The 16,664-nt window shown below is 61.0% G+C and carries 15 protein-coding genes and 3 pseudogenes; 15 read left to right on the top strand and 3 right to left on the bottom strand.

The window, feature by feature from the left end; translation table 11 throughout:
- The first annotated feature begins 137 nt into the window (after positions 1–137).
- The 15 genes and pseudogenes from JCM7686_RS25140 (at position 138) to JCM7686_RS19860 (ending at position 14,417) form a co-directional block, all read left to right on the top strand.
- Positions 138–596 carry a helix-turn-helix domain-containing protein gene (locus JCM7686_RS25140; protein WP_328286687.1) on the top strand — a complete coding sequence of 153 codons (459 nt, stop codon included), beginning with the start codon at positions 138–140 and terminating at the stop codon, positions 594–596.
- Positions 494–733: a DDE-type integrase/transposase/recombinase gene (locus JCM7686_RS25070; RefSeq protein WP_328286686.1), complete on the top strand. Its 240-nt coding sequence runs from the start codon at positions 494–496 to the stop codon at positions 731–733. Before JCM7686_RS25140 ends, JCM7686_RS25070 begins: the two co-directional genes overlap by 103 nt.
- Positions 730–906, top strand: coding sequence for an integrase core domain-containing protein (locus JCM7686_RS25065; protein WP_268935172.1), 177 nt, complete (start codon positions 730–732; stop codon positions 904–906). Before JCM7686_RS25070 ends, JCM7686_RS25065 begins: the two co-directional genes overlap by 4 nt.
- A gap of 273 nt (positions 907–1,179) precedes the next feature.
- Complete coding sequence (locus JCM7686_RS19915; protein ID WP_020952517.1) at positions 1,180–1,878, top strand: DUF4123 domain-containing protein; 699 nt, start codon at positions 1,180–1,182, stop codon at positions 1,876–1,878.
- Entirely contained in the window at positions 1,875–2,609 is a 735-nt protein-coding gene (locus JCM7686_RS19910; RefSeq protein ID WP_020952516.1) for a hypothetical protein, read from the top strand. Before JCM7686_RS19915 ends, JCM7686_RS19910 begins: the two co-directional genes overlap by 4 nt.
- Positions 2,602–3,480 carry a hypothetical protein gene (locus tag JCM7686_RS19905; protein ID WP_020952515.1) on the top strand — a complete coding sequence of 293 codons (879 nt, stop codon included), beginning with the start codon at positions 2,602–2,604 and terminating at the stop codon, positions 3,478–3,480. The genes JCM7686_RS19910 and JCM7686_RS19905 overlap by 8 nt, the downstream gene beginning before the upstream one ends.
- 80 nt (positions 3,481–3,560) lie before the next feature.
- The gene (locus JCM7686_RS19900; RefSeq protein ID WP_148292693.1) at positions 3,561–4,052 is read left to right on the top strand and encodes a hypothetical protein; all 492 of its coding nucleotides are present in this window, start codon (positions 3,561–3,563) and stop codon (positions 4,050–4,052) included.
- Between the two features lie 173 nt (positions 4,053–4,225).
- Positions 4,226–4,615, top strand: a pseudogene (locus JCM7686_RS19895) (DDE-type integrase/transposase/recombinase); the annotation flags it as partial.
- 247 nt (positions 4,616–4,862) lie between these two features.
- A complete protein-coding gene (locus JCM7686_RS24150; protein WP_020952512.1) occupies positions 4,863–6,020 on the top strand; it encodes a Hint domain-containing protein in 1,158 nt (385 codons plus the stop codon).
- A gap of 600 nt (positions 6,021–6,620) precedes the next feature.
- Positions 6,621–6,710 carry a potassium-transporting ATPase subunit F gene (locus tag JCM7686_RS19885; protein ID WP_041528169.1) on the top strand — a complete coding sequence of 30 codons (90 nt, stop codon included), beginning with the start codon at positions 6,621–6,623 and terminating at the stop codon, positions 6,708–6,710.
- A 1-nt stretch (position 6,711) separates the two neighbouring features.
- Positions 6,712–8,397, top strand: a complete 1,686-nt coding sequence (gene kdpA / locus JCM7686_RS19880; RefSeq protein WP_020952510.1) for a potassium-transporting ATPase subunit KdpA — start codon at positions 6,712–6,714, stop codon at positions 8,395–8,397.
- 10 nt (positions 8,398–8,407) lie between these two features.
- Positions 8,408–10,447, top strand: a complete 2,040-nt coding sequence (gene kdpB, locus JCM7686_RS19875; RefSeq protein ID WP_020952509.1) for a potassium-transporting ATPase subunit KdpB — start codon at positions 8,408–8,410, stop codon at positions 10,445–10,447.
- A gap of 9 nt (positions 10,448–10,456) precedes the next feature.
- Positions 10,457–11,011, top strand: coding sequence for a potassium-transporting ATPase subunit KdpC (gene kdpC / locus JCM7686_RS19870; protein WP_020952508.1), 555 nt, complete (start codon positions 10,457–10,459; stop codon positions 11,009–11,011).
- A 9-nt stretch (positions 11,012–11,020) separates the two neighbouring features.
- Positions 11,021–13,738 (top strand): sensor histidine kinase, encoded by a 2,718-nt coding sequence (locus tag JCM7686_RS19865; RefSeq protein WP_020952507.1) that lies wholly within the window; start codon positions 11,021–11,023, stop codon positions 13,736–13,738.
- A complete protein-coding gene (locus tag JCM7686_RS19860) occupies positions 13,728–14,417 on the top strand; it encodes a response regulator (protein ID WP_020952506.1) in 690 nt (229 codons plus the stop codon). Before JCM7686_RS19865 ends, JCM7686_RS19860 begins: the two co-directional genes overlap by 11 nt.
- A 306-nt stretch (positions 14,418–14,723) precedes the next feature.
- On the opposite strand, the pseudogene JCM7686_RS24145 reads toward JCM7686_RS19860, so the two are convergent.
- From JCM7686_RS24145 to JCM7686_RS24140, 3 genes and pseudogenes are all read right to left on the bottom strand, one after another.
- Positions 14,724–14,972, bottom strand: a pseudogene (locus JCM7686_RS24145) (IS5/IS1182 family transposase); the annotation flags it as partial.
- 38 nt (positions 14,973–15,010) lie between these two features.
- Positions 15,011–16,098 (bottom strand): IS3 family transposase gene (locus JCM7686_RS19855; RefSeq protein WP_148292561.1). Its coding sequence is split into 2 segments (ribosomal slippage): positions 15,011–15,837 and positions 15,837–16,098, totalling 1,089 coding nucleotides; the frame shifts between segments, so codons are not numbered across the junction.
- A gap of 75 nt (positions 16,099–16,173) precedes the next feature.
- Positions 16,174–16,660 (bottom strand): annotated as a pseudogene (locus JCM7686_RS24140) (IS5 family transposase); the annotation flags it as partial.
- Between the last annotated feature and the right edge of the window lie 4 nt (positions 16,661–16,664).

Genomic DNA, 16,664 nt, shown 5'->3' with positions numbered 1-16,664 from the left:
CATCCGAGAAGCTCGAGATCATCCGGATCGTCGAGCCGTCGCACCTGCCAGCCAAGCTTACGCTGGACCAAATCGGCATTGTCCGCCGAACCTTCTAGCGTTGGGATGATCGTTCCCTCGAAGGCGGGCCGGAAACGCTGGCGGACAAACCTTCGGCGCCGAGCCGGGTCTGGAACCGCATCGGCAAGGATATCCAGGACCAGATCGTCGAGATGGCGTTGGAGGCGACCGACCTCAGCCCGCGCGAACTGGCCGTCCGCTTCACCGACGAAAAACACTACTTCGTGTCGGAAGCCACGGCCTACCGGTTGCTCAAGGCGCATGACCTCGTCACGAGCCCGGCCTATGCGATGATCAAGGGCGAGGCCTTGTCCGCCATTGGTCCGAGGACAATGGTCGAGCGAACAGTTCCATACCAAGACCACGCGGCCGAACGAGATGTGGCAGACCGAATTCGCTGCTACGCGCGGACCTTCGGTTCACCTCCTTCAAGATCATCGGGTGGGGCTGGATGTATCTGTCGACGGTGCTTGACGACTTCTCGCGCGACATCATCGCCTGGAAGCTGTGCACCAGCATGCGGGCCGAGGACGTGACCAACACGCTGGACCTCGCACCCGCCGCCTCGGGTTGCGACAGCGCCACGGTGCTGCACAAGCCCAGGCTGCTATCGGACAATGGCCCAGCTATATCGCAGGCGATCTGGCCGCATACATCGAGGCCAACAAGATGAGCCATGTGCGCGGCGCGCCGTGCCACCCCCAAACCCAGAGCAAGATCGCGCGCTGGCATCAGACCCTGAAGAACCGCATCCTGTTGGAGAACAACTTCCTGCCCGGCGACCTCGAAGTCCAGATCGAGGCCTTCGTCGAGCACGACAACCACCAGCGTTACCACGAGAGCTAGGCCAACGTGATGCCTGCCGATGCCTCCTTCGGCAGGGCACCGGCCATCGTCAAACAGCGCGAAAGGATCAAACGGCAGACCATCGAATATCGCCGCTTGCAGCACCGCAAGCTCGCCGCAGCACATCAACCCCAAGACGAGGCACGCTCTCCGCTAATTTACACCCCGAGCTGCGCAAAATGTCCTGACGACGGATAGATAGAGGCACGGCTTGCAGGGTCGCGGCCATATATGCACTATAGATCTGCGTATTGAGTAAAAAGAGTTTCGATCGTGCAGGATATCTATCGCGATGATCCCTGGATGGATTTTCCTGTCACCGAGGCCATCGCCGAGCCTGCGGCTGTGCCGGGCCTCTGCGCCAAGGCCATCGCCAATGTCGCGCCGCTCGATGCGCAATTGGGGATATCGCCAAAGAAAACGGTTCCGGACGCGCTTTGGGATGCATTGTTTGGTCAACCGGAGCCGCAGGCCGTCGAAATCGCCGATCTGCCACGATTGCAGACCTTTGCCATTCTCGATGCCGCCAAGGTCACCCATCTGCCTGAGCTTCTGGAAGACAGCGGGCTGGAACATCGCTGCCTCTTCAAGGGCAGTGCTTATGACGCGCTGAAAAACGTCTCTCCGTGGATCGTGCGCCTAGAGGACGATAACAGCTTCACCCGCAACCTGTTTACCTGCGGCGAGGCCTATTGGCATCTCTGGGGCAGCCTGCCGGGTTTCTATGTCAGGTCGCACGAGAGCCTCCATGACATGTGGCGGCATTTCAGGAAGTTTACCCGCGTCGAGGATAACGAGGGGCGAGGCTTCTATCTGCGCTTCTGGGACCGCTCGGTACTCAACGCGGCACGGCGCGGGAGCAGCGACACAGCGCTTTACCACGCGCTCATCGGCGATATGCGTATCATCTGGCATAGTCCCGAACCGGATGCGCCCCATCGTGTTTGGCAACTGTCGCGTGCCGCAGCATGAGCCTGAAAATCTCAACCGAAGCTCTCGACGAAATCCGGTTCGAGGCCAATTACGATACATATGAGTCCATGCTGATGCGGCTGGACCCAACCCGGTTTCGTGGTCTTGGACCCAAGAACCGCGAGGCGTTCATTCGCCACGCCGTAAAGACCTGCGACACATGGCAGCTGCATTTCGTCAATGACGTCGCTTATGTGATGTTCGTGATGAGCTTTCTCGGCTCATATTTTCACGAAGACATACGCTACCTCGGCCTGACGGCTGAACTCGAGACGATCCCGGATGGTGCCGACACGCGGATCGAGCGGCTTCGGTCACGTTTCATTGCTCTGGGAGAGCGTTTCATCGGGCGCGACATGGCGCTTTACCGCCGTGATCTTGCCTATTTCAGCGACAAGATCCTGCCGGAAGCCAGAAGATACGATGCACCCTCGATGCTCGCCGCTTTGACGGCCTCTCATGGCGCGCGCAGCTATGAGCTGCATTCGGCGCAAGGCAGCGTCTACCTGCAGCAAGCTCAGGCAGCGAGCGCCGGATTGGGGTTTGACGGCGGCGAAGGGCTGACACTTGCCACGGCGTTTGCCTATTGGCTGGGGACCGGGTTCTGGAAGGACCCTCTCTACCCTTGGATTCCCGAAAAAGCCGCGCAAGGTGGCGAAACTGCGGTGATGGCTTATGCGCTGCACCGTCTGAAGCGGCAATTAACGTTGAGCGAGGGCTCAGATGGGTAAGAATCCGACAGCCGACTACGACCTCCCCGCGGATGAGCTGACCGAACTGCGCTCCAAATCGAATTCGGCGAAAGCAGCTTGCTGCGATTGCGTCTATCGCAAGGACGGCATTCACGGACCCAGTGGAAAGATCAGCCAGCTGCGCTTCGACGGCGTGACGAAGAATGGCCAGAGCGATACCGGTTTCAAAGCCGAGATCATCATCGACAGCCAATCGGCGGACAAAAAGGTCTATGTCTCGACGCGGATGAAGGCGGTGAACAAGACTGCTGACACCGCGCGCTATCCCTCGACGGTGGCGCTTTCCGACGCAGATCTAACCACCGCAATCGCGAATATCCCGGCTTCGATCCGTGCCGCCTGGAATGCGCGCCCCTATAAGTTGAAAATCACCGACAGCAAATGCGGTGAGCGTCTTTACACCGTGACCTTCAATGCAACATTCACCGAGGCCTCTCCGCATTACGCCGTCGATTTCATGAATGTGCCGATGACCGTCACCACGCCTGACTACAAGTCTCTGGAAAGCTGGCGCTCCTATGTTCTGCCGTCCTCCTATACGGCGAAATTCAACATCGACGACAGTCGCAGTGCGACGAAATCCTCCGGGGACAAGACGCTCGAGCCGCATGAATACGGGCATATGATCGGGCTGAAGGACGAATATACCGACGAGCCGGCGGACCGGAACGGCTGTATTTACGAATTCTATAACGGGACCACCCAGAAGGTCGGCGCGAATGGCGAGCTGATGGGGAATATGTCTCACCATACCGCGCAGCCCGAACGCTATTGCCTGACGATCGCTTATGCCGTCGTCGCCGTTTTCGCGCAGAATGGCGTCAGGGTCACGGCTTTGGAGATATTATGAAGAATCTCGCCCTTCTGCTAACGATCTTTCTTGCGACCACATTTCCTGCAATGGGACAAAGCCAGTCCGGAGACAAAGCCATGATCAAGGGGCTGACCAAGGCCTATGAGACACGCTGCAACGGGGTCACCTTTGCGCTGTGGTATTCCCCGCAATCGGATCTTGCCCATATGCGGGACGAAGACCCGGTCGATTTCGATCGGGACCGGCTGGTGATGATGGTGACCAACACCCAGCCACCGGCAGACCGCCGCTTTGCCTTCACCGAACCCAAACCGCTTGCCGGTTTCGCGCGGCTGTTCAAGCAGTCCGGTGGCCGGTGGGTCGATATCTCGGCCGAGCAGATCGACCCCCGCCATGCCGGAAAAGCCTCCAAGGTGAAGATGCGTTTTGAGGCCGTGGGCGACGTCTACACCTCGACGCTGGTCTATCCGGCCTTTACCACGATCACCGATCCGCAAAAGATCGAGCGCGGCGACTTCCTGCTGCGGCTGGCCGCGTTTCCCTATATCGAGGTCGAGGGCCAGCCCTGTGAGCTGCACTTGCCTGATCTGCCGATCCGCGTGCGGTAAAACTAGAGCCGGCGAGTTTCGGGTGGGCCAGTGGTTATGAACGTATGGAGCGCGACATGGATCGCTCTCGCGAAGGCCCCGCCGGGCGGGTGCTGAAGGGCATCCGGCGGCAGACGCGGGGCCAGTTCTTGGCCGAGGACTAGATCCGCATCGTACTTGAACGCCTGCGCGGTGACGACAGCATCGCTGATTTGTCCGCAAGGCAAACCGATTTTACCTAATTCAAAATCATCGGTTGGGGTTGGATGGACCTGTCGAGGTCCTCGGTGACTTCTCGCACGACATCATCGCGTGGAAACTCTGCACCACTATGCGTGCCGAGGACGTTATCGACACGCTGAACCTCGCCCTCAAGGCCTCGGCTGCTCAGCGATAACGGCCCGAGTTACGTCTCAGGCGAACTCTCCGAACACGTCAAGGCCAACAAAATGAGCCATCTGCGCGGCGCCCCGTGTCACCCGCAGACCCAAGGCAAGATCGAGCGCTGGCATCAGACCCTGAAAAACCGAATCCTGCTGGAACACGACCTTCCGCCCGACGACGTCGAGACCCCGATCGGCGCCAAATGTTCTGACGACGGGCACACCGACAGTCGGATCAACTAAACACCGTAGTCCAGGAAAAGCTCTCTTGTCGATCTAGCACTTCATTTCATTATTCAATTTAGTATCAGTGATTATACTACATATGCTCAAGACTATCGCGAATATTAATTCAGGGAAATCCTGCCATTCTTCAAACAGCTGAGAGATAATCAAAGTCGCCGCGACCACTGGTGGACTTCCTCCGACAGGTGCAAAACTTCTGTATATGGGAAATTTTTCGCGGTGGGATACAACGCCGACAACCGCATCGGGTAATTATATTGCAGAGAATGCGCAAACTTGGGTCAACTCTGTTTCGGGTAAGACCTTCACGGATAATGATGGCCTTGAGGTGCGGCCGATCACTTACCACAACTATGATAACAATGATTATTTTGCGACAAACGACTACCCTAACGCCGGGGTCATCGCACAGGATTATATTACTGATCCGAAGAACAGCACGACAGGGCATATTGTCCGCATCGATTCCGTGATCGTTGTCAGGATCACCGTCACTTATAAGGATGCGCTAGGCAATATTGGAACGAAGACGGGCAATATCCATATGATCCAGATGGACAATGGTGATGCCTATCTCTATCCCTCCAAGGAAGTTAACGGCGGGGTTGTGGGCTCCCGCACCTTGCTGGACGACCTGAACATCATTCAGGGCATCCGGGTCGACAGTCTGATCTCCAACAACGGCACCGGCGACGGTCTGATCTATCACGATTCCACCATTGTCGGAACGACGCAAATCGCCTGCTTTGCGGCGGGCACGATGATCGAATCTGTCTGGGGACCGGTGGCTGTTGAAACGCTCGCCGTCGGGGATCTGGTCATGACCCGCGACGAGGGCCTGCAAGAGCTGCGTTGGGTTGGTTTGAATAAGGTTTCGGCGGAAGAGTTGGCAGCATCGCCCGAGTTGCGTCCGATCCGCATCAAGGCAGGCGCTTTGGGCACGAATGTACCTGCAGAGGATCTGGTCGTCTCGCCGCAACACCGCATTCTGGTGCGCTCGGCCATCGCAAAACGCACCTTCGGCGCCGAGGAAATTCTCGTCGCTGCGAAGCAATTGCTGCAGATCCCAGGCATTGATATCGCCGAAGATCTAGATGGCGTCACCTATGTCCATTTCCTGTTCGACAAGCACCAGATTGTCCTCTCGAACGGGGCCGAGACCGAGTCGCTTTTCACCGGCCCAGAGGCGTTGAAATCGGTAGGCCCCGCAGCACGTGACGAGATTCTGGCGCTCTTCCCCGAGTTGGCCGCGATGTCGGATGGCCCCGTTCCGGTCCGTCCGCTGGCGCCAGGGCGCTTGGCCCGTAAACTCGCGGTCCGTCACGTCGTCAAACAACGCCCCCTGTTGGCCGACGCCTGATCGAAGCGCTCTCTCCACCGATAAGAGATACGGCAAGGCCTCGCAGATGTGGGGCCTTGTCAATTGGCGCCCAGTGATCTCGATCCAATGGCGACAGACTGCGCGCAGGCGCGGCTGTTATTGGAAGTCCATAGTCAGTTGATTGCGATTTTCTGCGCCGTCTCAATGGCTTGAAAGATGCAGGGGCCGAGATGGTTCTGCTGTAGCTTTCCGGGTTGGATGTGGCAGAGGGCCATGCCCTGCGTCTCGGCCCAAACCATCAGGGGTGAGCTGACGCGTTCCGGGCCGTCGCCAGTGATTGCTCGAACCAGTGGCACAGCCAATGGCAACTCCGCCCTTATCACCAAATCACCGCACAGTGCATGGGGCGATCGCCCAGTGGTCAGGCTGCGGCGATCTCATCGCAAACTTTACGCTGGCTTTATGGCTTTCGCTGAAATCCGCATCGCGCCTTTATGCGGCTTGGGCGCATCCTTTCCTTCTGAAATATCTAGGGAGAAAGCCGTGCTTTCCGATATTCTTTTCCTCGCCGGAGGCCTTTTGGTCTTCGCTCTGACCGCCTTGGCGGTCCGGGCGGCGGATCGGTTGTGAGGGGCTGTCATGACGCTGGAATATGTTCTGGGCGGGGCGCTGATCCTTGTCCTTCTCGTCTATTTCCTCGTTGCGCTGCTGGCGCCCGAGAGGTTCTGACATGACGGGTGATCTGATCTTTTTCGCGCTGTTTCTGGCCGGGCTGACGGTGGTCGGCCTCGGCCTTGGCGCCTATATGGAACGCGTCTTTACCGGCCGTTTCATGCTGTTCAACCCGGTAGAGCGGCGTTTGCTGCAACTGGCCGGGGTCTCGGGACGGGGGCAACGCTGGACCAGCTTTGCCATGAGCCTTTTGGCATTCAACGCAGCGGGCTTTGCGCTGCTTTACCTGGTCTTGCGGCTTCAGGGCTGGTTGCCCTTCAACCCGCAGGGCGTCGGCGCGATGGAGGCCTCGCAGGCCTTCAACACTGCCGTCAGCTTTATGACCAACACCAACTGGCAAAGCTACAGCGGCGAAACCGCGCTGAGCAATTTCAGCCAGATGTTCGGCCTCACCGTCCAGAACTTCGTTTCCGCCGCGAGCGGGATTGCGGTCGCGGTCGCGGTGGTGCGCGGGCTGGTCGGGCGCTCGGTGCAGGATCTCGGCAACTTCTGGGTCGATCTGACCCGGGCCACGCTCTATCTGCTGCTGCCCGGCGCGGTGCTGATCACGCTGGTGCTGATCTGGCAGGGCCAACCGCAGAACCTGCTGGGACATGTCACCGCGACGACGCTTGAGGGCGCGCGGCAGATCATTTCTCAAGGCCCGGTCGCAAGCCAGGACGCGATCAAGATGCTTGGCACCAATGGCGGTGGCTTCTTTGGCGTGAACGCCGCGCATCCCTATGAGAACGCGACTGCGCTGACCAACCTCGTGCAGATCTACGCGATCCTGTGCATTCCGGCGGCCTTCCCCTTCTTCTTCGGGCGCATGGCCGGGGACAGGCGCCAAGGGATCGCGATCTATCTCGCGATGAGCCTGCTCTTCGTCGCGGTTCTGCTTGCCGCCTATTTCTTCGAAGCCCATGGCAACCCGCTTTATGCCGGGATTACCGAGCCGGGCGTCTCGATGGAGGGCAAGGAAACCCGCTTCGGCCTTGCGCAGACGGTGCTTTTCACGGTGGCGACGACGGTGGCCTCTTGCGGGGCAGTCAATGCGATGCATGACAGCCTGATGGCGCTTGGCGGCATGATCCCGCTTTTCAACATGCTTCTGGGCGAGATCATCTATGGCGGCGTTGGAGCCGGGTTCTACGGCATGGTGCTCTATATCGTGCTGACGGTCTTTATCGCCGGGCTGATGGTCGGGCGCACGCCGGAATGGCTGGGCAAGAAGATCGAGGCGCGCGAGATGAAGCTTGCCGCCTTGAGCCTGCTCGTCATGCCGACGGGCGTTCTGATCCTCTCGGCGCTCTCGATCCTGACCGGGAATGCGCAAACCGCCGTGCAGGATGCAGGCCCCCATGCGCTGACCGAGCTGGTCTATGCCTATACCTCGGGCACGGCCAACAATGGTTCGGCCTTTGCGGGCTTTGGCGCGAATACGGTCTGGCACAATACCATGATCGGCCTTGCGATGCTGATCGGGCGCTGGGGCTATATCGTGCCGGTTCTGGCGATTGCCGGGGGCATGGCCGCCAAAACGCGCGCGCCGGAAACGGCGGGGACTTTCCCCACCCATGGCCGCGTCTTCATCCTTCTTCTCATCGCGACGATCCTGATCGTCGGCGCGCTGACCTTCCTGCCCGTGCTGGCTCTTGGCCCGATCGCTGAACAAGTCGCGATCTCGGCCGGTCAGACCTTCTAAGGGTAAAGCTATGTCGAAACATGAAAAATCCGAAATCGGACTCTTTGCCCCGGAGATCATCCGCCCGGCGATTGTAGCCTCTTTCCGCAAGCTCGATCCACGCAGCCTCGCGCGCAATCCGGTGATCTTTGCGACCGGGCTCGTGGCTTTGGTCACGACCGTGCTTGCCTTGGCGAAATGGGGACAGGCCGGGACGTTTTTGTCCCTGCAAATCTCGCTTTGGCTTTGGGCGACGGTGCTTTTCGCCAATTTCGCCGAAGCCGTCGCCGAAGGGCGCGGCAAGGCGCGCGCGGATGCGTTCCGCGCCACCCGCTCGACCGCGAAGGCCAAGGTCTTGCTTGACCCGGCAAGGCGCGACCTTTTCGAGATGCAGGACATCGATCTGATCGAGCCGGGCACGCATATTCTTGTCGAGGCGGGCGATATCGTGCCCACCGATGGCGAGGTGATCACCGGCGTGGCCTCGGTCGATGAAAGCGCGATCACGGGCGAATCCGCCCCGGTGATCCGCGAAAGCGGCGGGGATCGCTCGTCGCTCACCGGGGGCACGCGGCTGGTGTCGGACTGGCTGGTGGTCAAGGTGACCGCAAAGCCCGGCGAGACCTTCCTTGACCGCATGATCGCTTTGGTCGAGGGCGCCAAACGCGCCAAGACGCCGAACGAGATCGCGCTCGACATCCTGCTTGCGGGCCTGTCGCTGGTCTTTCTGTTGGTCGTGGCGACGCTGCCGGTCTTTGCGGGCTTTGCCGGGGCAGAGATCCCGATGATCTATCTCGCCGCGCTGTTCGTCACCCTGATCCCGACGACGATTGGCGGGCTTTTGTCGGCCATCGGCATCGCGGGCATGGACCGTCTGGTCAAGGCCAATGTCATCGCCAAATCGGGCCGCGCGGTCGAGGCTGCGGGCGATATCGACGTGCTGCTTCTGGACAAGACCGGGACGATCACCTTCGGCAACCGCATGGCCGAAGAGTTCCAGCCTGTCCCCGGCGTGACCGAGGCCGATCTGGCCGAGGCGGCCTGGCTGTCGTCGCTGGCCGATGACACGCCCGAGGGCAAGTCGATCGTCGATCTGGCCGTGAAACGCCACAGCTTTGACGAGGGCGTGCTGCGGCAAGGCGCCGAATTCGTGCCCTTCACCGCGCAGACCCGGATGTCGGGGGTCGATCTCGCGAATGGCTCGCGGATCCGCAAGGGCGCTTCGGATGCCATGGCGCGGGCCTATCCCGACGGCGGCGCGACGCGGGCCGAGCCCTTGGTGCGCCGCATCGCCACCTCGGGCGGCACGCCTCTGGTGGTGGCGCGGGATGGCCGGATCTTGGGCGTGATCCATCTCAAGGATGTGGTCAAGCCGGGCATTCGCGAACGTTTCGCCGAATTGCGCCATATGGGCATCCGCACGGTGATGATCACCGGCGACAACCCTCTGACCGCCGCCAGTATCGCCGCCGAGGCCGGGGTTGACGATTTCCTTGCCGAAGCGACTCCGGAACGCAAGCTCGAGCTCATCCGGGCCGAGCAGGCACAGGGCCGCATGGTCGCGATGTGCGGCGACGGCTCGAATGACGCGCCCGCTTTGGCGCAGGCCGATGTCGGCGTGGCGATGAACTCGGGCACGCCGGCGGCGAAAGAGGCCGGCAACCTCGTCGATCTGGACAGCGATCCGACGAAGCTCATCGAGATCGTCATGGTCGGCAAGCAGCTTCTGATCTCGCGCGGGGCCCTGACGACCTTTTCGATCGCCAATGATGTCGCGAAATATTTCGCGATCCTGCCCGCGCTTTTCATCACCGCCTATCCGGGGCTGGCTGTCCTTGACGTGATGGGGCTTGGCTCGCCGCAATCGGCGATCCTATCGGCGATCATCTTCAACGCTTTGGTGATCGTCGCCCTGATCCCGCTGGCGTTGAAAGGGGTGCGCTATCGCCCGGCCTCGGCGGCCAAGCTCTTGTCGCGCAACCTGCTTGTCTATGGGCTCGGCGGCCTTGTCGCGCCCTTCATCGGTATCAAGCTGATCGACATTCTCGTCGGTCTGGCCCATCTGGCTTGAGGTAGTCCCATGATCTCGCAAATTCGCCCGGCACTTGTCTTTGTCGGCTTCTTCTCGGTCCTTTTGGGGCTGGCCTATCCTTTGGCGATGACGGGCGTCGGGCAGGTTCTGTTTCCCGAACAGGCCGGGGGCAGCCTGATCGAAAGGGACGGCCGGATCGTCGGTTCGAGCCTGATCGGTCAAGAGTTCACCGAAGCTAAATATCTGCACGGCCGCCCCTCGGCGACCGAGCCCGCCTATAATGCCGAAGCCTCAAGCGGCTCGAACCTTGGCCCGTCGAGTGCCGAGCTGCTCGGAGAGGTCAAGGCGCGGGCTGAAGCCTTCGGACCGCTGCCAGTGCCGTCCGAGATGGCGACGGCCTCGGGCTCGGGGCTGGATCCCCATATCACGCTTCGGGCTGCGATGGAGCAAGTGCCGCGGATCGCTGCGGCACGAGATCTCGCCGAAAACGATGTGATCGGCGCAATCCGGGGCGCCACCACCGGCGCGGGCTTTGGTTTTGTCGGTGACAGGATCGTCAATGTGCTGAAAGCCAATCTCGCGCTGGATGCGCTGAAAGGGTAATCTCACGCCATGAACCATGACGCGCCGCGCCCTGATCCCGAGACCTTTCTGGCCGCCGCCGATATCGAAGCGGGCGAGCCCGCCGGGACGGAAAGGGGGCGCGGGCGTCTCAAGATCTTCCTCGGTGCCTCGCCCGGTGTTGGCAAGACCTATGCCATGCTGGAAGAGGCAAGCGCCGTTCATCGGGCGGGGGGCGATGTCATTGTTGCGCTGGCGGAAACGCATGGCAGGGCCGAAACAGCGGCCCTGCTGTCGCAATTGGACCAGATCCCGCGCCGCCTTGTCACCTATCGCGGCCGCCAGATCTCCGAGATGGATCTCGACGGCCTTTTGGCGCGCCAGCCCCGGCTCGCGCTGATCGATGAGCTGGCACATAGCAACGTGCCCGGCGACCGCCATCCCAAACGCTGGCAGGATGTCGAAGAGGTGCTCGATGCCGGGATTGATGTCTATACGACGCTGAACATCCAGCACATTGAAAGCCTGAACGATGTCGTGGCCCGGATCACCGGCGTGCGGGTTCAGGAAACCGTGCCCGATGCGATCTTGCAACGCGCAAGCGAGATCCGCCTGATCGACCTCTCTGCCGAGGATCTGATCAAGCGCATGCGCGAGGGCAAGGTCTATATGCCCGCCGAAGCGGGGCGCGCCCTGCTGAACTTCTTCTCAAAGCCGAACCTGACGGCGCTGCGCGAGCTGGCGCTGCGAACGGCGGCAAGCCGGGTCGATGCCGAGATGCTGGCCTTGACGCGGGGCAGCGGGCGGCCAAGCGCGCAGGACAGGCTGATGGTCTGCCTTGAGGATCCCGCGACGGCCAAGGCGCTGGTCCGGGCGGGCCGCCGGATGACCGACCGCGCCCGCATTCCTTGGATCGCGGCGACGGTGATTACTCCTGACATCGAGCGGCAAGGCCCCGGCGCGGCCGGAGCCATGACCGATGCTTTGGCGCTGGCCGAGCGTCTGGGCGCAGAGATCCAGATCCTGCGCGCCGACCACGCCGATGTCGTCGACGAGCTGCTGGCAAGCGCGCGGCGTCGGAAGGTCTCGCGGCTGATCCTGGGGCGCGTGCCCCGGACAGGCTGGCGCGCCCGCGTGCACGCGCGCTTTTTCACGCCCCTGTCCGAGCGCATTCTGGAACAGGCGGCGGATCTCGAGGTCACCATCCTGTCCCCCTCGGGCGAGCCAAGTCCGCCCAAGGTGAAACCGCGCCGCTCGGCTGCCGGTTGGCCCAGGTTGAGCGCCGAGGCGCTGGCGGTCACGGCGGTCTCGACCCTGATCGCGACACCCTTTGACCGCATCCTGCCGGTGGCCTCGCTGGCGGTGATCTATCTTGTCGGCGTGCTCTCGATCGGGATGCGGCGCGGGACGGCGGGGGCGGTTCTTGCCAGCGTGATGAGCTTTCTCGCCTATAATTATTTCTTCACCTCGCCTTACTATTCCCTGCGCGTCGCCAGCCATGAATCGATTGTGGCGCTGTTGGTCTTCACCGTCTCGGCGCTCTTCACCGGCAGTCTGGCCGGGCGGCTGAAACGGCAGGTCGAATTCATGCGGGTGACCCAGGCGCGGACGGAAACGCTGTACGATTTCGCCCGCAAGATCGCTTCGGCCAGCACCACGGATGATGTGCTTTGGGCCGCCGCCGCCCATATCGCGCATTCGCTGGAATGCGAATCCCTGATCCTGATGCCCGACGAGGGCGGGGATTTGCGTCAGGTGCAGGGCTTTCCGGCGATCCAAGAGGATCTGGCCCCGCCGATCTTCGCTGCGGCGCTGTGGGCCTATCAAAAGAACACGCCCGCCGGGTCCGGGACCGATACGCTGCCGGCTTTGGATTGGATGTTTCTGCCGCTGGCGACGCAGGGGGCGCCGATCGGCGCGATTGGCGTGCGCTTTTTCGATGCGACCCGGGGCCGCGATCCCGAGACGCGGCGGATGCTGTCAGCGGTCGAGGATCAGGTTGCGGTCGCGGTCGAGCGGATCAAGATCGAATCCGATCTCGAACGGGCGCGGCTGGCCTCGCAGACCGAAATCCTGCGGGCCGCCCTTCTGAATAGCGTGAGCCATGATCTGCGCACGCCGCTTGTGACGGTGATCGGCTCGCTTTCCGCGCTCGATCAAGGCGATCTGCCGCCTGAGACAACGGCGGCTCTGGTGCGCGGTGCTCTGTCCGAGGCCGAGCGGCTTGACCGCTATGTCGCCAACCTCCTCAGCATGACCCGGCTTGGCCATGGCGCTTTGGTCGCGCGCCGCGCCCCGACCGATGTCGCCGAGCTGATCGGTCGGGCGCAAAGCGACCTTGCCGCGCCGCTCGCGCCGTTTCGAGTGGCGATCACGCTGCCGAAGGATCTGCCTCCGATCATGGTCGATCCGGTTCTGATCGGGCAATCGCTGATCAATCTGATGGAAAACGCCACGAAATACGCGCCGGAAGGCAGCACGATCCGGTTGACGGCGCAGCCAGAGGACAAAGGCGTGGCGCTGATGATCGAAGACGAGGGGCCGGGCATTCCGCAAGAGCAACGCACCCGCGTCTTCGAGCTGTTCCACCGCGCGATTCAGGGCGATGGTCAACCGGCCGGAACCGGGATTGGCCTTGCCATCGTCAAGGGCATGATCGAAGCCAATGACGGCAAGGTCGAGGCGATCGAGCCGCCTTCGGGCAAAGGCGCGGCCATCCGCCTCTGGTTGCCGGTGGCGGACAGTCTGGAGGAGAGCCATGGCGCCTGAAGCCATTCGCATTCTGGTAATCGAGGACGAGGCCCCGATCCGGCGCTTTTTGCGCGTCGTGCTGGAGGGCGCGGATTTCGTCATCGAAGAAGCCGCGCGCGGGCGCGAAGGCATTACCAAGGCCGCGACGGTCGGGGCCGATATCATTCTGGTCGATCTCGGCCTGCCCGATCTCGATGGCAAAGAGGTCATTGTCGCGATCCGGGAATGGTCGCCCGTGCCGATCCTTGTGCTCTCGGTGCGCTCTGATGAGGCTGAAATCATCGCCGCGCTTGACGCCGGAGCCGATGATTATGTGACCAAGCCCTTCGCCACAGGGGAGCTTTTCGCACGTCTGCGCGCCCTGTCGCGGCGCGTGGCCCCCGCCGCATCCTCATCCGCGACACTTCAGACCGGATCGCTTGAGATCGACCTCGCGCAAAGGTTGGTTCGACAAAATGGCGAAGATATCGTCCTGACGCGCAAGGAGTTCGACGTGTTGGCCATGCTGGCGCGCCATGCGGGACGCCTCTTGACCCACCACGACCTGCTGGAAACCGTCTGGGGCCCCGCGCATCGCGAGGACATCCATTACCTGCGGATCGTGATCAGCCATCTTCGCGAGAAGCTGAACGACAATGCCTTAAAACCCAGCTTGATTATGACCGAGCCCGGGATCGGGTATCGCATGTCGCGATGAGCGAGCGTTCATATATCAAGAACCGATTATTGGCGGGGGCTGTTTTCTGCATCTAGGGCCGTAGGCACTTCGCTCGCACCTGCCCCGTTCACCCCTCTTTAAGGTGTGAACCAGCTCGAAGGATCCGCGTGATCGCCAGAAAACTTCGACAAGGCCACGGTGTAGAAGGCATCGCGATTGCACTTGATATACCGCAAGAAGCCGTTCGATTTGCTATATCCATGTTTCGCGAAAGTGGATCACTTGAGTTGATCTTCTCACGAGGCGGCTGTCCTAGATCGGACATAGGCTCCGGTTCAATGCGCTTCATAGCCAGACCAAGCCGGTTGCGGCGCGCATGATCGCGGAGAAGCAGGTCTCTGGGCATCGGTCGTATCGTGTTGCGGCGCGTCGCCAGACCTTGGGGCGGCCGAACATAATCTCGATACGGTTGCGCCGTTTTTAGCGCCGTTTGTCGTATCTGATGGCCTTCTTGCGGAACTTTCAGTCGGGGATACGGGCGTTTATTCGCTTGTCTTTCAATGCTTCTCTGAACCAATCGGGATCGGAGCCTCGGTAATCCTCCCCGTTTTAACGGGGTGCAGAAGTAGACTTCAGGCAGCCATCTTCAGTTTCTGGGCGGGTGTGATGCCGCCGATGCCCATGTTGGGGCGCTCATTGTTGTAAGTCCATAGCCAGTCGGTTGCGATCTCCTGCGCCTCCTCGATGGTTTCAAAGATGTATAGGTCCAGCCATTCATTGCGGACTGTCCTGTTGTAACGCTCGACGTAGGCGTTCTGCTGTGGTTTCCCAGGCTGGATGTGGTTGTGGGCAATGCCCTGCTTCTCGGCCCAGATCATCAGCGTGGAGCTGATGTATTCAGGGCCATTGTCTACCCTGATGGCCAGGGGCTTTCCGCGCCACTCGATGATCTGATTGAGGGACCGGACCACCCGCTCGGCCGGGAGCGAGAAGTCGACCTCAATGCCGAGGCCCTCACGGTTGAAGTCGTCCAGCACGTTCAAGAGGCGGAATTGACGGCCATCGGCCAATCGATCAGCCATGAAGTCCATTGACCAGACCGTGTTCGGCGCGTCAGGGACGCTAAGCTCTTCAGGCTTGTCACGCTTGATCCGCCGCCGCGGCTTGATCCGCAGGTTCAGTTCCAACTCGCAATAGATCCGATGGACGCGCTTGTGGTTCCAAGGATGCCCTTGGACGTTGCGCATGTGCAGGAAACATAGCCCAAAGCCCCAGGTCCGGTGCACCTTGGTCAGCCCTTCCAACAGGTCCGCGATAAACTCGTTCTCGGCATCGCGCTTCGGGCTGTAGCGAAAGCAGGTCTCGCTCACGCCAAAGGCCCGGCAGGCCAGCGCGATGCTGACCCCCTTCGTCGCCACAGCCTTCTCGGCCAGCTCCCGGCGTTGAACTGGCCGTGTCATTTTTTTCCTAGTGCTTCCTTGAGCAGTTCGGCCTGCATGCTCAGGTCCGCAAACATGCGCTTCAACCGCCGGTTCTCGTCCTCAAGCGTCTTCATCTGGCTCATCATGGACGCGTCCATGCCGCCATACTTCGAGCGCCATTTGTAAAAGCTCGCTGTGCTGATCCCATGCTCGCGGCAAAGTTCAGGCACGGCCACGCCGCTCTCGGCCTGACGAAGCACGGCCATGATCTGCGGCTCGGTGAAACGGCTCTTTCTCATTCGAATCTCCTCAGCTCACGCTACGAGAAAATTCTACTTATGCAGCCCCTTAACCATGGGGAGGATTACCCCTCAGTCTGCTAGTAGCCAACCCGCCTTTGGCAGACTGCTCAGCAGTGCCGCCGCCGGTGTAATCGCTGACTTGACCGGCCGACATATAGAACCAGATTGGCCGCCCCTTGGAGTCGGCAACCGCGTGCAACTTGGTGTTCATGCCGCCTTTGGATCGTCCGATCTGACGCTCCCGCCCCTCCCTTTTTCGCCCGCTGACTTGATGCCGTGCGACGTGCCTTCCGGTAGTCGCCTCGATCATGATCGCTTGTGCTCGAGACGCTCCGTGGCGGGGCCACCATGAGCCGGGCGAAGACGCCGTTGTCGCTCCAACCTTGCCAGCGATTGTAGAGGGTCTTTGCCGGATCGACTTCCGCCGGCGCATCACGGCAGCGCAAGCCATTACGGTTTATGAAGATTATGCCACTCAAAGCACGCTGGCCTCCGACGCGAGGCTTGCCCTGGCTCTTGGGGTAAACGGTTTGCGGCGCTCTATCTGAGCGTCCGTCAGCCAG

The sequence above is a fragment of the Paracoccus aminophilus JCM 7686 genome (assembly GCF_000444995.1).
GTDB classification, from domain to species: domain Bacteria; phylum Pseudomonadota; class Alphaproteobacteria; order Rhodobacterales; family Rhodobacteraceae; genus Paracoccus; species Paracoccus aminophilus.
The sequence above is the reverse complement of the archived record's forward strand: the minus strand, read 5'-3'. Positions and strand labels throughout refer to the sequence as shown.

Coding starts and splice junctions, on each gene's coding strand:
- JCM7686_RS19860 (WP_020952506.1), top strand. CDS start 13,728: ATGGCGCCTGAAGCCATTCGCATTCTGGTAATCGAGGACGAGGCCCCG.
- JCM7686_RS19900 (WP_148292693.1), top strand. CDS start 3,561: ATGATCAAGGGGCTGACCAAGGCCTATGAGACACGCTGCAACGGGGTC.
- kdpC (WP_020952508.1), top strand. CDS start 10,457: ATGATCTCGCAAATTCGCCCGGCACTTGTCTTTGTCGGCTTCTTCTCG.
- JCM7686_RS19910 (WP_020952516.1), top strand. CDS start 1,875: ATGAGCCTGAAAATCTCAACCGAAGCTCTCGACGAAATCCGGTTCGAG.
- JCM7686_RS19885 (WP_041528169.1), top strand. CDS start 6,621: ATGACGCTGGAATATGTTCTGGGCGGGGCGCTGATCCTTGTCCTTCTC.
- JCM7686_RS19905 (WP_020952515.1), top strand. CDS start 2,602: ATGGGTAAGAATCCGACAGCCGACTACGACCTCCCCGCGGATGAGCTG.
- JCM7686_RS19865 (WP_020952507.1), top strand. CDS start 11,021: ATGAACCATGACGCGCCGCGCCCTGATCCCGAGACCTTTCTGGCCGCC.
- JCM7686_RS25065 (WP_268935172.1), top strand. CDS start 730: ATGAGCCATGTGCGCGGCGCGCCGTGCCACCCCCAAACCCAGAGCAAG.
- JCM7686_RS24150 (WP_020952512.1), top strand. CDS start 4,863: ATGGGAAATTTTTCGCGGTGGGATACAACGCCGACAACCGCATCGGGT.
- kdpB (WP_020952509.1), top strand. CDS start 8,408: ATGTCGAAACATGAAAAATCCGAAATCGGACTCTTTGCCCCGGAGATC.
- kdpA (WP_020952510.1), top strand. CDS start 6,712: ATGACGGGTGATCTGATCTTTTTCGCGCTGTTTCTGGCCGGGCTGACG.